A 13119-nucleotide genomic window follows, 5' to 3' on the forward strand; every position below is an offset into this window, starting at 1 on the left:
GACAACAGGCGGATCAGTCGAACGGGCCGGCGGCCACAAAGGCGCCACCTTGGTAGACCATGGCCGGATCATCGGCGGCCGGCATCGGTTGCGCTTCGACCTTGGCGCGGAAGATTTCCGAGGTGTCCTTGGGCTTGTAGCCCAGGTGCGCGGCGTGGCTGTTGTCCCACCAGACGTCACGGTTGGCGGAGACGCCATAGACGATGGTGTGGTCGACTTTGGGTGTGTAGAGCGAGCATTCGATCAGTTGGGTGAGGTCGTCGAAGCTCAGCCAGGTGCTCATCATCCGGCGGTTCTGCGGTTCCGGGAACGACGAGCCGATGCGGATGCTGACGGTTTCGATGCCGTAGCGATCGAAGTAGAAATTGGCGACGTCTTCGCCGTAGGACTTGGACAGGCCGTAGTAGCCATCCGGACGGCGAGCGCAGTGGGCGTCGAGGGTTTCGTCTTGTTTGTAGAAACCGATGACGTGGTTGGAACTGGCGAAAATCACGCGTTTGACACCGTGCTTACGCGCGGCTTCGTAGATGTGGAACACGCCGCTGATGTTGGCGCCGAGGATCTCCTCGAATGGACGCTCAACCGATACACCACCGAAATGCAGGATGGCATCGACACCTTCAACCAGTTGATGCACGGCCTGCTTATCCGACAGGTCGCACGGCACCACTTCCTCGCTTTCATCGATGGCCGGGGCCATGTTGGCAATGTCAGACAGGCGAATGTGGCGGGCATAAGGCTTGAGGCGTTCGCGCAAGACTTTACCAAGGCCGCCGGCGGCGCCGGTCAACAGCAGGCGATTGAAGGGATGGCGAATCTGTGTGGTGGTCATGGCATTACCTGAGCAAACAGTGAGAGGTACAGTTGTTATAAGTTGTCGTACGACCGAGAGGGAATATCCTTATCCTTCCGCTACCTTGTCAACGTTTGATCGACGAACCGCTCTGGGTCGGCATCCTTGCCGGGGCTCGCCATGGCGCTGGCAGGCGTTCATGGCAAGTGTTCCATGGGTCTTACAGGAGCGAAATCGGATAGCTGATGAAGATACGGTTCTCGTCGAATTCGTTGGTGCTGAAGTCGCGACGAATCGATGCGTTACGCCATTTCACGTTGAGACTCTTGAGTGCGCCGCTCTGCACGGTGTAGGCCAGTTCGGTTTCACGGCCCCATTCCTTGCCGTCATCGACCGTGGCGGTGTGAACGTTGTCACCGCTGATGTAGCGGTTCATCAGGGTCAGGCCCGGCACGCCGACGGCGGCGAAGTTGAAGTCGTGGCGCAGTTGCCAGGATTTTTCCTTGGCGTTGTCGTAGCTGGAGTTGTAGCTGTCGTTCGCCAGGGTGCCGCCGCTGGTGCCGTTGACGCGCATCCAGGCATCGTCGCCGCCGACTTTCTGCAGGCCGACGTAGAAGGTGTTGCCGCCGTATTTGGCGGAAAGCATGGCGAAGGCGGTTTTGTTGTCAAGGTCGCCGGCCAGTGCGCTGCCGTCTTCCTTGCCGGTGAAGTAACCGAGGTTGGCGCCCAGGGTCCAGTCGCCGATCGGCTGGCTGTGGGTCAGGTTGAAATATTGCTGTTGGTAGATGTCGGACAGTTCCGCGTACCAGACGCCGACCTGGGTGCGTTTTTCGTTGAAGGCGTATTCGCCGCCACCGAAGTTGAAACGGTCGGAGGTGAATGCACCGCGGCCGTTCATCGACATGTCTTCCATGCTCGCGTCGTTACGCGGGCTGTTGGCGCGGAACTGGCCGCCGTAGAGACTCAGGCCGTTGATCTCGGTGGAGGTCACCTGGCCGCCACGGAAGGTTTGCGGCAGGGAACGGCCATCGTCGGAACGCAGGATCGGCAACACTGGCATCCACTCGCCGACTTTCAATTCGGTCTTCGAGACCTTGGCCTTCAGGGCCACGCCCAGGCGACCGAAGTCATCGGCCGGGCGGCCGTCGTCGTGCACCGGCAGCAGCTGGGTGCCGGCCGTGCCACGACCGCCGTCGAGCTTGACCGAGTACAGGCCCAGCACGTCAACGCCGAAACCGACGGTGCCCTGGGTGAAGCCGGACTTGGCGTCGAGGATGAAACTCTGGGTCCATTCCTCGGCTTTGCCCTGGGTGGCGTTGTCGTTGACGAAGTTGCGGTTGAAATAGGCGTTACGCAGGTTCAGCGTGGCTTTGGCATCATCGACAAAGCCTTCGGCACCAGCGGTCATGGGCATGAACAGCGCCAGACCGGTGCAGCCGAGCAGTGACAGCGCGGGCGTGGATTTGAGAAGGGTACGGCGGCTGGGGCGGTTACTGGACGAAAAACGGGCACGAGTGCTCACTCTGACGCTCCTACTTTTTGTTGTTTTTATTTGTCATACGTCGTCGTACAACATGGAGCGGATTATTTGTGGAGCGTTCCTCGTTGTCAACTGGCCATTACCGCAAATTTTCATCGAGAATGATCCGGCCGTGGGCTATTTCAACGCTTTCGCCTAACAAAACGCAGGCAAGCGGGCCGTTGCGGCAAGGAAAAACGGTGCCCCCAGGATAGCGACGAGCGGCGCAGGTCATGCGATGACCGGCGTAAGACATTAGTCGAATGGCCTCGAAAAAGGCAGTGGGTGGCGAGTGAGATTGCTCCCGCCGGGCTGCACAACAGCCCCATCCCAGGCGACTCTCTACGGCGTATTCCGTTTACAGGGGAGGCTGCTGCGCAGCCAGCGGGAGCAAGCTCCCTCGCCACGCAAAAGCCCCGGGCACTTCTTGCACCTTCCCATCGTCGAACGGGAATTGACCCGTGGCAAACGAGCCGACATGTCCCTGCAAGGTCTCTGAATGGATCAATACACCCCACGCGCCTGGGAGCCCCACGAAAGGCCGACGCTGCCAGGCTCCCCGTCGACGCCACTGCATCCCACGCCCAAACGGCTCGCCTTTGCGCTGGTGGGCGTGCTGGTGGCGTTGACCGGGGGGTTGGGCAATTCGCTGGTGATCGCCAACTTGCCTTACTTGCAAGGGGCCCTCGGCGCGACCACCGCCGAGATGGCCTGGTTGCCCGCCGCCTACGTCATGACCAACGTCTCCATGAACCTGCTGCTGGTGAAGTTTCGCCAGCAGTTCGGCTTGCGCGCGTTCACTGAGGTGTTCCTGGCGCTGTACGCCCTGGTGACGTTCGGTCATCTGTTCGTCAACGACCTGAACTCGGCGATTGCCGTGCGGGCGGCCCATGGCATGGTCGGCGCTGCCCTCAGCTCCTTGGGCCTGTATTACATGGTCCAGGCTTTCCCGGCGAAGTGGCGGCTCAAGGCGCTAGTGCTGGGCCTGGGGACTTCGCAGCTGGCCTTGCCGATGGCCCGGCTGTTCTCCGAAGACCTGTTGCAAATTGCCGAGTGGCGGGGCCTCTACCTGTTCGAACTGGGGATGGCGCTGCTCTCGTTGGGTTGCGTGCTGCTGCTCAAGTTGCCACCGGGCGACCGCTTCAAGACGTTTGAAAAACTTGATTTCCTGACCTTCACGGTGCTTGCCAGCGGCGTCGCCTTGTTGTGCGCGGTGCTGTCGTTGGGGCGCATCGATTGGTGGCTGGAGGCACCATGGATCGGCGTGGCCTCGGCGCTGTCCATCGTGTTGATCCTGGCGGGCCTGGCGATCGAGCATAACCGCAGCAACCCGATGCTGATGACGCGCTGGCTGGGCAGTGGGGTGATGATCCGCCTGGCCCTGGCGGTGATCCTGATTCGCATGGTGACTTCGGAACAATCCACTGGAGCGGTGGGTTTTTTGCAAGCGCTGAACATGAGCAGCCAACAGATGCACAGCCTTTATGTGGTGATGCTGGTCGGCAGCATTGCCGGGCTGGTGACCAGTGCCTTGACGATCAACCCGGCGCACCTGTTCATGCCCCTGATCATTTCCCTCGCGTTGATGGCGACAGGCTCGGTCATGGACAGCTACTCGAACAACCTGAGCCGCCCGCAGAACATGTATTTCAGTCAGTTTCTGCTGGCGTTTGGCAGTACGTTTTTCCTGGGGCCGACGATGATTCTCGGCGTGCGCAATGTACTGACCAACCCGCGCAATCTGGTGAGTTTTTCCGTGTTGTTCGGGATTTGCCAGAACCTCGGTGGCCTGGTGGGGGCCGCGGTGCTCGGCACCTTCCAAGTGGTGCGCGAGAAATTTCATTCCAGCCACCTCGTGGAAAACATCAACCTGTTCGACCCTCGCGTGGCCGCGCGGGTGGACAGCGGTGGCTCGGCGGTGGGTTCGCTGATCGCCGATCCGGGCCTGCGGCACCTGCAAGGCATTCGCAGCCTTGCCGCGGCCGCCACCCGCGAAGCCAACGTGCTGGCCTACAACGATGTGTTCATGCTGATCGCGGTGATCGCCGTGCTGACCATGATCTGGATCTCCCTCCGCGCCCTGTGGCTGATGACTACCACCCAGCACGTCGCCACAGCGCCTGCCCCCTCGACACAACCAAGCGGTGCCACTTCTTCATGACCGAGCCGACCTCCACGACCACCAACGCCATCGCCGATACGCCTGAGGACCAGGCGCCACCCGCCGTTCCAGCGACAAAACCGCGTTCCCTGCGGATAAGAGTTCTTTCATCCCTGGGGTTCGCGGCAGTGGCGATCGTCGGTGTGCTGGTGGTGCTTTATGCCTGGCAATTGCCGCCGTTCGGTAGCGCCGTGGAAACCACAGAAAATGCCTTGGTGCGCGGGCAAGTGACGATCATCGGGCCGCAGTTGAGCGGCTACGTGCATGAGGTGCCGGTGCAGGATTTTCAGTTCGTGAAGGCTGGCGATCTGTTGGTGCGCCTCGACGACCGCATCTATCGACAACGTCTCGACCAGGCACTGGCGGAACTGGCCGTGCAGCAAGCGGCCCTCGCCAACGTCGTGCAGCAACGCAACAGCGCCGAAGCCACCATCAAGCTGCGCCAGGCCGCGCTGGCGGACAGCCAGGCCCAGGCACGAAAAAACGCCGCCGACCTGCGCCGCAACGAGGAACTGATCAAAGACGGTTCGGTGTCCCAGCGTGAGCTGGACCTGAGCCGCGCGGCCAGCGCACAAACCCAAGCCGCCGTGGCGCAAGCCCAGGCCAGCCTGGAAATCGCCCGCCAGGATTTGCAAACGGTGGTCGTCAACCGTGGCTCCCTCGAAGCCGCCGTCGCCAGTGCCGAGGCGACGGTGCAACTGGCGCGCATCGATCTGTCCAACACCCGAGTCGTGGCGCCCCGGGACGGTCAGTTGGGGCAGATCGGCGTACGCCTCGGGGCCTACGTCAACTCCGGTGCACAGCTGATGGCCCTGGTCCCGAACCAGAAATGGGTGATCGCCAACCTCAAGGAAACCCAGATGGATAAGGTGCGTGTTGGCCAGCCGGCAAGTTTCACCGTGGATGCCCTCGGCCATCGCCGATTCCATGGGCATGTCGAACGGATCTCCCCGGCCACCGGTTCTGAGTTCAGCCTGTTGCAGGCCGACAACGCCACGGGCAACTTCGTCAAGATCGCCCAGCGCGTGCCGGTTCGCATCACAGTCGATCCAGGCCAGCCGGAAAGCGAACGCCTGCGGCCGGGAATGTCGGTGGTGGTGAGTATCGATACGGCGGGTAATGCAGAAAAAACAGAATAATTGTGGGAGCGAGCCTGCTCGCCGATGGCGGTACCCCAGGCGATGAAGATGCTGGATGTGCCGGCTTCTTCGCGAGCAGGCTCGCTCCCACAAGGGTATGTGGATTATGTGAGTTCTATGGCTACCAAAAATCCAATGTGGATTATGTGAGTTGTGGCTACCAACAAATCCAATGTGGATTATGTGAGCTCTGTGGCTATCAAACAAATCCAATGTGGGAGCGAGCCTGCTCGCGATGGCGGCACCCCAGGCGATGAAGATGCTGGATGTGCCGGCCTCTTCGCGAGCAGGCTCGCTCCCACAAGAACCCGGTGCAATCTTGAATTCAGTGCCTGGCGCTCATCTCACGACGTAGACCTTGCGCACGTAGACGCTGCTTTTCCAGGCGCAAGGGGCGTCCAAGGGAACGAACACTGTATCGCCGGTGCCGACGATCAGCTCGGTGCCGTCGGCCAGTTGCAAGGTGACGCTGCCTTCGAGCAGGTGCATCAGTTCATGCAGCTTGTGCGGCCGTGACTTGCGTGTGTAGGGGGTTGAATCCCAGATGCCGATGCGCAGGTTCGTCGCTTGCTCGACGAACAGGTTGTGCGAGCGGCATTGCGGCGCCGGGCTGAGCAGGATCTCTTCGTCGGGCGCCGCGGAGGGTGCAAGCAAGGTCGGCGCGGGCAGGGCGGTGAGTCCCGGTTGATTGGCCTCGACGGATTGGGTATCGGCACAAAAGGCCCACAGCGAAGCCGGTTGCGCATCAATTTCGAGGGCGGTGCCACGGGCTATCACAGCGCTTTCGCCCGGATTGAGCCGCAGCGTTTGCGCCTGGCTGCGCAGCGTGACCGCCCCGGCATGGACGACGATCGTTTCGCTGAACGGATACTCCTCGACGCTGATTCGTCCGCCGGCCCGGACCACGCCGGCGGCCATGCCATCAACCCCAGCGTAGGCAATGAGCCGGTCGAAGGGGTCGTTGGCACCCAATGAACCTGGCTTGAATGAGGTGGAGGCGGGGCTGCCATCGGCGCGCGCCAACAGCATTGCAGTGGGTTCAAGCATGAAACATTGCTCCGGAATTAACGGCATGGAATGAAGAGTCTGTCAGCCGATGGCCTGGGTCACCGGTGCGAATTGGCGCACGCCGCCACTGGCCTGGGGCGCAGTGCCTTGTGCCATCTGGGCGACGGTGTCGACGTGCTTGAGGCCAATCTCTTCGAGCCAGGGCCCCAAGCCGCAGTCGGCGGGAATATCGATGCGCACGAACGCCTCCGGCACGTGGGCCAGCAATGCCGCGACCAGGTGCCGGGCCTGCGTGGCGTCCTGGGCGATGACCGGGCCAATGCAGCGTCCGCGTCCGTAAGGGCGAAGCAGGGCGAAGGCGCGCAACTGGCCGTCCTGCTCGATGCCCACGCCCTGTTCAACGACATCGAACAGATCGTTCAGCACGGCCTCGCGATCCAGGCCGCTGCCAAGGTTGGCCAGCCTGATCAACTCGGCCCGATCGGCCGGTGCCAGCGCACGGCAGCGTTGGCCGTTGCCCAGGGCCGGCGGGACAGGTGACGATGTGTGCCCTTGATGTTGCTGGATCTGCCCGAACTCAACGAAGCCCTGGCTGGCGTATAGAGGCGTGCCGGCCAACGTCGCATTGAGAACGGCGGTCCGCGAACCGCAAGCCTCGATCGCCAACTCCATCAACTTGCGACCGATGCCCCGGCCCTGGTATTCATCGTCGACAATAACCAGGCCGATGGTGGCGTAGTTGCCCTGGGCGCAGGAGAACGCAGTGCCGATCAAGCGATCCCCATCCAGTGCGACGAAACCTTGGGCGAGCCGCTGCAACATGGCCCAATCCTCCAGGCGATGGGGCCATTTCAGCTGCACGGACAAGGCATGCGCCGAGGGAACATCAGCGTCGGTCATGGCGCGATAAACGTAAGCAGGGCGTTGCGAAATGGACATGGCGGGTCCCCTGGAAATTGACGTGGAGCCGGACGCAATTGTCCGTGCAGAATGGTTGTATCTCACCTGTCGCCTGGGCTGACAATAGCCGCCAGTGAATTCGGCAGCTTCGATAAGCCGCAGCGGTGCCGGCCGAATTTCTTGCCCCAACGGGGCGTCAGCCCAGCAGGAAATACCGAGCCGATTTGCGCGATAGCCATGTCAATAATTGCGCTCGCGATCCACCAAGCCCAGCATCGATTCGCCCCGCTGGTGCCGTCGAATGTTCTCCAGCAGTCCGTCAAAGGCTGTCTCCGGCTGGGTCATCGCCGCGATATGAGGCGTCAGCAGGATCTGCGGGTGGTTCCAGAAAGGATGCCCGGGATCGGCCGGTTCCTGCGTCAGCACGTCGAGCACTGCCGCGCTCAGTTGCCCGCTGGCGAGTGCGTCGAGCAAGTCCGCCTCGACGAGGTGACCCCCCCGGCCCATGTTGATCAAGGCTGCCCCCTTGGGCAGATGCTCCAATAGCTGGCGGTTGAGGATGCCTTGGGTCTGTTCGGTGAGCGGCAGCACGCACAGGAGGATGTCGCACTGGCTGAGGAAAGCGGGCAATTGCTCGGCGCCGGCGTGACAGGTCACGCCATCGATGTGATGTTCGCTACGGGCCCACCCCGACAAGGCAAAGCCGAATGGCTTCAAGGTGGCGAGTATCTGTCGCGCCTGCAGACCAAGACCCATGACACCCACCCGACGTTGCCGGGCCGGCACCAGGCGATGCGCCTGCCAGCGACGTTCGGCCTGTTGCTGGCGGTAGCGCATCATGTCTCGATGAAGGCTGAGCACGGCGAAACTGGCGTATTCGCACATGCCCTGGCTGATGCCCGGATCCAGCAGCCGCACCACGGGCAGCGTGGGTGGCAAACGTGCGAGGTCGAGTTGGTCGACGCCAGCCGAGAGGGCGAACAGCACCTCAAGGTTGGGCAGCAGCGTCTCGAGGTCATCCGGCGCCTGCCAGGCGGCGAGGTAGCGGATATCCCGAGGATCGCCGATGTCTGGCCAGGCCCGCCATTGGATGTCGGGTGCCTGTTCGGCGAACAGGCGTCGCCACTGTTCGCCGCGTATCGGGTCAGCTTTATAGAGCAGGGCCATGGACAGTTCTCGCGTCAGATTCCAGAGTGTTCAGCATGCCTGAATGGCGAAGCAGGATCTGTCGAAAGGCATGCGCAGGGGGGCACGAGGCGGTGCTGTAGCGCGCCCATGGCGGCAGAATCGTCGGGGCGTTGGGCCGTTGGCGGATTCTGCTGTTTGCCGGGGTGTAAACAGTCGATCCGGATTCCTCGACGAGCAAGTTCGGCGTAGACCGTTGCGTCGAACGCTTAACCTGTGAACACACCGCAGCCGCTTCCTGGCTGCGCGGCTCACGATGGGAAATGCCAATGAACAGTAAAGTCGAAGAAACCCCGAGTCTGCTCCGTAAGCGTGATCAATTCGTGCCCCGTGGGCTGGTGACCGCGCACCCGTTGGTGATCGATCGGGCCCAGGGTTCGGAGTTATGGGACGTGGACGGTAAGCGCTACCTGGACTTCGTCGGTGGCATCGGTGTGCTCAACATCGGCCACAACCACCCGAAAGTCGTCGCGGCGGTGCAGGCTCAATTGCAGAAAGTCTCCCATGCCTGTTTCCAGGTCGTGGCCTATAAGCCGTATCTGGATCTGGCTCAGCGCCTGTGTGAAATGATCGGCGGCCAGCACGACTATAAGGCAGCGTTTTTTACCTCCGGCGCCGAAGCCGTGGAAAACGCCGTGAAAATCGCCCGTGCCCACACTAACCGCTCGGCAGTTATTGCCTTTCGTGGCGGCTTCCATGGCCGGACGTTGCTTGGCACCACCCTGACCGGCATGAGCCAGCCCTATAAACAGAACTTCGGGCCGTTCGCGCCGGAAGTCTTCCACACGCCTTATCCAAACGCGTATCGAGGCGTCACCGGCGAAATGGCGCTCCAAGCGCTGGACGAGCTGCTGGCAACCCAAGTGGCGCCCGAGCGAGTGGCAGCGATCATCATCGAACCGGTGCAAGGTGACGGCGGTTTCCTCTCGGCGCCCACCGAGTTTCTCCAGGGCCTGCGCGCGCTGACGGACAAACACGGGATTGTACTGATCCTCGATGAAATCCAGACCGGCTTCGGACGTACCGGCAAATGGTTCGGTTTCCAGCATGCCGGCATCCAGCCAGACCTGGTCACCGTCGCCAAGAGCCTGGCCGGTGGCTTGCCACTGTCGGGCGTGGTCGGCAAGGCCGCGATCATGGATGCGCCGCTGCCCGGTGGCCTGGGCGGCACCTATGGCGGCAACGCGTTGTCGTGCGCGGCGGCGCTGGCGGTTATCGACGCCTACGAGCAAGAACAGCTTTTGGCCCGCGGCGAGGCGTTGGGCGAACGGTTGCGCCAGGGCCTGTTGGCGTTGCAAACGCGCTATCCGTGCATTGGCGATGTGCGGGGCAAGGGTTTCATGCTGGCGATCGAGCTGATCAAGGAGGACGATGCGCGTTCGCCGGATGCGGAGCTCAACCAGCGGCTGATCGACGAAGCCCGTGCCGGTGGGCTGCTGGTGATCAAGTGCGGGGTGTACCGCAACGTCCTGCGTTTCCTCGCGCCGCTGGTGACCACCGAAGCGCAGATCGACGAAGCGTTGCAGATTCTCGAAGGCGCCTTGGCACGGGTCTGTGCCGTTTAGGGAGCGTTGATCGATGGGACATCATCGGAGGCTTACAGATGAAGCTGACTGAATACCAGGCGTTGCTGATCGACTGCGATGGGGTCCTGGTGGATCGTGATTCAGGTGTCTGGGCGGCCTTGCAGCCGTTGTTGGAAAACCATGCCGGACCATTGGACAAAGCCGCGCTGCTCGCCGATTTCAACGAGGTGCTGCAATCCCTGTATCCGCGCTTCGGCGAGTTGGGCTTCAGTGGCCTGCTGTGTTTCGCCCACCGTCAACTGGCCGAGCGCTGGAAGCTCAAGGCCAGTTGGGAGGAGGGCATGAGCTTCGCCCGCTCGGCCGCGGGCTGGACGCTGTTCGAGGACGCACCGGGAGCGATGCTTTACCTGCGCAAGTTCTATCGGTTGTTGGTATTGGGCGACCGCGACGCCGAAGACCGTGGCGTGTTGTGCGAGCGCCTGGGCATCGAGCCGGAGGATTTCATTTCGCTGGCGAGCGCGCCGCTGCAGGATCGTGACTGGCTGGACGCCAATGGGCTGGACGCGGCGGCGATCCTTCACGTGACCCGCCCTGGCACAGGGTCGCGGGCGGTTGGGGCGGTGTGCCTGATCTGTCGCGACCTCGACACCTCCCCGGCACCCTGCGCGGCGGACTACTGTATCAACAGCATGGCGGACCTGGTGGCTCAGCACCAGCTGTCTTTACGGCGCTGATTTTGTTAGAAGATTGTCTTACAAACGGCAGGCGAGGGGTATGCGATGGAAGGTTTAGCGAAACTGGACCGGATCGACATCAGCATTTTGGTCGAGCTTCAAAAAGACGGTCGCATGACCAACGTCAGCCTGGCCGACGCTGTGGGGCTGTCAGCCAGCCCATGTCTGCAACGGGTCAAGCGCCTGGAGTCGGCGGGGTATATCTCCAGCTACAAGGCCCATCTCAATCTTGCCAAGATCACCGATTCGGTGACGGTGTTCACCGAAGTCACCCTGAGCGACCACAAGCGTGAGGACTTCGCCAAGTTCGAGTCCAATATTCGCCTCGTCGACGAAGTGCTCGAATGCCACTTGATCAGTGGCGGCTACGATTACCTGGTCCGTTTCATGACCCGCAGCATCCAGGATTACCAGGACGTGATGGAAAGCCTGCTGGACAAGAACATCGGCATCTCCAAGTACTTCAGCTACATCGTCATCAAGTCGCCGGTTCGCAAGGATGAGATTCCGTTGCGCAAACTGTTGCGGCATTGAAGGCGCTCGTCCAGAACCACTGGCCTTTGTCTGCGGTCACTGCCAGGTAACCCTCGCTGATGGAGGACCTGGACATGGACCTGGCCGAGCAATACCGCAACTATATCGCCTGCCTCAATGCCCGTCGGTGGCAAGACCTGGGCAGCTTCGTCGACGACAGCGTGCACTACAACGGAGCCCCGGTGGGCCTGGCGGGTTATCGGGCGATGCTGGAAAACGATGTGGGCACGATCGCGGACTTGCGTTTCAATATCGACCTGCTGGTGGTCGAACCGCCGAATGTCGCGAGTCGTTTGCTTTTTGATTGCTCGCCGCGCGGACGTTTCCTCGGATTGGACACCCACGGTCGGCGGATTCGATTTTCCGAGAACGTGTTTTATACCTTCGAGCAGGGCAAGATCGTTCGGGTGTGGTCGGTGATCGATAAGGCGGCGGTGGAGGCGGCGCTGCAACGCCAAAGCCCTTTCGAAGAAGGGCCTTGAGCAAAATCATGTGGGAGCGAGCAGGCTCGCTCCACAGGGGTTACCGTCCAGGGCGATCCGAGCCTCATTCCTTGAGGAAAGTCAGCAGGTCCTGATTGAGACGGTCCTTGTGTGTCTCGGTCAGCCCGTGCGGCGCACCGGGATAGACGATCAACCGGGCACCCTTGATCAGCGCTGCCGAGGCGCGGCCTGCAGCGTCGATGGGCACGATCTGGTCATCGTCGCCGTGGATCACCAGCGTCGGCACGTCGAATTTCTTCAAGTCGCCACGGAAGTCGGTCGCCGAGAATGCCGCGATCGAGTCATAGGTGTTCTTGCTGCCGCCCTGCATGCCTTGAACCCAGAACGATTGGATCAGGCCTTGGGATGGCTTGGCGCCTTTGCGGTTGTAGCCGTAGAACGGACCGGACGCGATGTCCAGGTACAGTTGCGAGCGGTTCTCCAGGGAGGCCTTGCGCAGGCCGTCGAAGACTTCGAGCGGCAAGCCGCCGGGGTTGGTATCCGTCTTGAGCATCAGCGGTGGAACCGAGGACACCAGCACGGCTTTTTTCACCCGGGCTGTGCCATGGCGACCGATGTACCGAGCCACTTCACCGCCCCCCGTCGAGAAACCGACCAGGGTGACATTCTTCAGGTCCAGCGCTTCGATGACCGCCGCGAGGTCGTCGGCGTAGTGATCCATGTCGTTGCCTTCCCAAGGTTGGCTGGACCGCCCATGACCGCGGCGGTCATGGGCGATCACGCGGTAGCCCTTGGACGCGAGGAACATCATCTGTCCTTCCCAGCTGTCGGAATCCAGCGGCCAGCCGTGGCTGAAGGTGACGACCTGGCCATTGCGCGGGCCCCAATCCTTGTAATACAGCTGGACGCCATCTTTGGTGGTGATGTAGCTGGCGGACTGCACCACGCTGCCGATTGCCGAGGCGCTGGCGCCGGCCTGGACAGGTGTCGCCGCTTCGGCGCCGAGGGTGGCCAGGGCCAGGGTTGCGACAGCCAGGGTGCGGTTGATTGTGTTCATCGTTTCTCTCTCCATAAGGGACGGTTTGATCTGCCGAGATCGTCGTCGATCCCGTTGGTGGGCAGATTAGAGAGGGCGCAGCGGAACGAGAACGGCGCTGGCGTCGATAGCAACTATGGG

12 protein-coding genes are annotated in these 13119 nt (G+C 61.8%); 6 read left to right on the top strand and 6 right to left on the bottom strand.

The annotated features are described in order from the left end of the window. Window positions 1–13 precede the first annotated feature (13 nt). Both J3P81_RS10230 and J3P81_RS10235 read right to left on the bottom strand, forming a co-directional pair. Window positions 14–832, bottom strand: a complete 819-nt coding sequence (locus J3P81_RS10230) for an NAD-dependent epimerase/dehydratase family protein (protein ID WP_420764460.1) — start codon at window positions 830–832, stop codon at window positions 14–16. A gap of 181 nt (window positions 833–1013) precedes the next feature. Then, window positions 1014–2315, bottom strand: coding sequence for an OprD family porin (locus tag J3P81_RS10235; RefSeq protein ID WP_434563553.1), 1302 nt, complete (start codon window positions 2313–2315; stop codon window positions 1014–1016). A gap of 496 nt (window positions 2316–2811) precedes the next feature. Here J3P81_RS10235 and J3P81_RS10240 point away from each other — a divergent pair, with 496 nt between their 5' ends. Next, a complete protein-coding gene (locus J3P81_RS10240) occupies window positions 2812–4473 on the top strand; it encodes an MFS transporter (RefSeq protein ID WP_434563555.1) in 1662 nt (553 codons plus the stop codon). Continuing rightward, window positions 4470–5612: an HlyD family secretion protein gene (locus J3P81_RS10245; protein WP_434563557.1), complete on the top strand. Its 1143-nt coding sequence runs from the start codon at window positions 4470–4472 to the stop codon at window positions 5610–5612. Before J3P81_RS10240 ends, J3P81_RS10245 begins: the two co-directional genes overlap by 4 nt. A gap of 339 nt (window positions 5613–5951) precedes the next feature. On the opposite strand, the gene J3P81_RS10250 is transcribed toward J3P81_RS10245, so the two are convergent. From J3P81_RS10250 to J3P81_RS10260, 3 genes are all read right to left on the bottom strand, one after another. Continuing rightward, window positions 5952–6659: a cupin domain-containing protein gene (locus tag J3P81_RS10250; protein WP_434563559.1), complete on the bottom strand. Its 708-nt coding sequence runs from the start codon at window positions 6657–6659 to the stop codon at window positions 5952–5954. A gap of 42 nt (window positions 6660–6701) precedes the next feature. Continuing rightward, a complete protein-coding gene (locus J3P81_RS10255; protein ID WP_434563561.1) occupies window positions 6702–7559 on the bottom strand; it encodes a GNAT family N-acetyltransferase in 858 nt (285 codons plus the stop codon). A gap of 201 nt (window positions 7560–7760) precedes the next feature. Then, on the bottom strand, window positions 7761–8687 hold the full coding sequence (locus tag J3P81_RS10260) for a 2-hydroxyacid dehydrogenase (RefSeq protein ID WP_420767671.1): 927 nt from the start codon (window positions 8685–8687) through the stop codon (window positions 7761–7763). 287 nt (window positions 8688–8974) lie between these two features. Between J3P81_RS10260 and gabT the strand changes: the two genes are divergently transcribed. The 4 genes from gabT (at window position 8975) to J3P81_RS10280 (ending at window position 11981) form a co-directional block, all read left to right on the top strand. Then, complete coding sequence (gene gabT / locus J3P81_RS10265; RefSeq protein ID WP_434563563.1) at window positions 8975–10270, top strand: 4-aminobutyrate--2-oxoglutarate transaminase; 1296 nt, start codon at window positions 8975–8977, stop codon at window positions 10268–10270. 38 nt (window positions 10271–10308) lie between these two features. Then, entirely contained in the window at window positions 10309–10965 is a 657-nt protein-coding gene (locus tag J3P81_RS10270; protein ID WP_434563565.1) for an HAD family hydrolase, read from the top strand. Between the two features lie 45 nt (window positions 10966–11010). After that, window positions 11011–11499 (top strand): Lrp/AsnC family transcriptional regulator, encoded by a 489-nt coding sequence (locus J3P81_RS10275; protein ID WP_420767674.1) that lies wholly within the window; start codon window positions 11011–11013, stop codon window positions 11497–11499. A 74-nt stretch (window positions 11500–11573) separates the two neighbouring features. Continuing rightward, entirely contained in the window at window positions 11574–11981 is a 408-nt protein-coding gene (locus J3P81_RS10280; RefSeq protein ID WP_434564095.1) for an ester cyclase, read from the top strand. 64 nt (window positions 11982–12045) lie between these two features. On the opposite strand, the gene J3P81_RS10285 is transcribed toward J3P81_RS10280, so the two are convergent. Beyond that, window positions 12046–12999: an alpha/beta fold hydrolase gene (locus tag J3P81_RS10285; protein ID WP_434563567.1), complete on the bottom strand. Its 954-nt coding sequence runs from the start codon at window positions 12997–12999 to the stop codon at window positions 12046–12048. Window positions 13000–13119: the final 120 nt, after the last annotated feature.

It is taken from the genome of Pseudomonas sp. R1-6 (assembly GCF_051132115.1).
Classification (GTDB): Bacteria; Pseudomonadota; Gammaproteobacteria; order Pseudomonadales; family Pseudomonadaceae; genus Aquipseudomonas.

Coding starts and splice junctions, on each gene's coding strand:
- gabT (WP_434563563.1), top strand. CDS start 8,975: ATGAACAGTAAAGTCGAAGAAACCCCGAGTCTGCTCCGTAAGCGTGAT.
- J3P81_RS10255 (WP_434563561.1), bottom strand. CDS start 7,559: ATGTCCATTTCGCAACGCCCTGCTTACGTTTATCGCGCCATGACCGAC.
- J3P81_RS10245 (WP_434563557.1), top strand. CDS start 4,470: ATGACCGAGCCGACCTCCACGACCACCAACGCCATCGCCGATACGCCT.
- J3P81_RS10260 (WP_420767671.1), bottom strand. CDS start 8,687: ATGGCCCTGCTCTATAAAGCTGACCCGATACGCGGCGAACAGTGGCGA.
- J3P81_RS10230 (WP_420764460.1), bottom strand. CDS start 832: ATGACCACCACACAGATTCGCCATCCCTTCAATCGCCTGCTGTTGACC.
- J3P81_RS10240 (WP_434563555.1), top strand. CDS start 2,812: ATGGATCAATACACCCCACGCGCCTGGGAGCCCCACGAAAGGCCGACG.
- J3P81_RS10275 (WP_420767674.1), top strand. CDS start 11,011: ATGGAAGGTTTAGCGAAACTGGACCGGATCGACATCAGCATTTTGGTC.
- J3P81_RS10250 (WP_434563559.1), bottom strand. CDS start 6,659: ATGCTTGAACCCACTGCAATGCTGTTGGCGCGCGCCGATGGCAGCCCC.
- J3P81_RS10270 (WP_434563565.1), top strand. CDS start 10,309: ATGAAGCTGACTGAATACCAGGCGTTGCTGATCGACTGCGATGGGGTC.
- J3P81_RS10280 (WP_434564095.1), top strand. CDS start 11,574: ATGGACCTGGCCGAGCAATACCGCAACTATATCGCCTGCCTCAATGCC.
- J3P81_RS10285 (WP_434563567.1), bottom strand. CDS start 12,999: ATGAACACAATCAACCGCACCCTGGCTGTCGCAACCCTGGCCCTGGCC.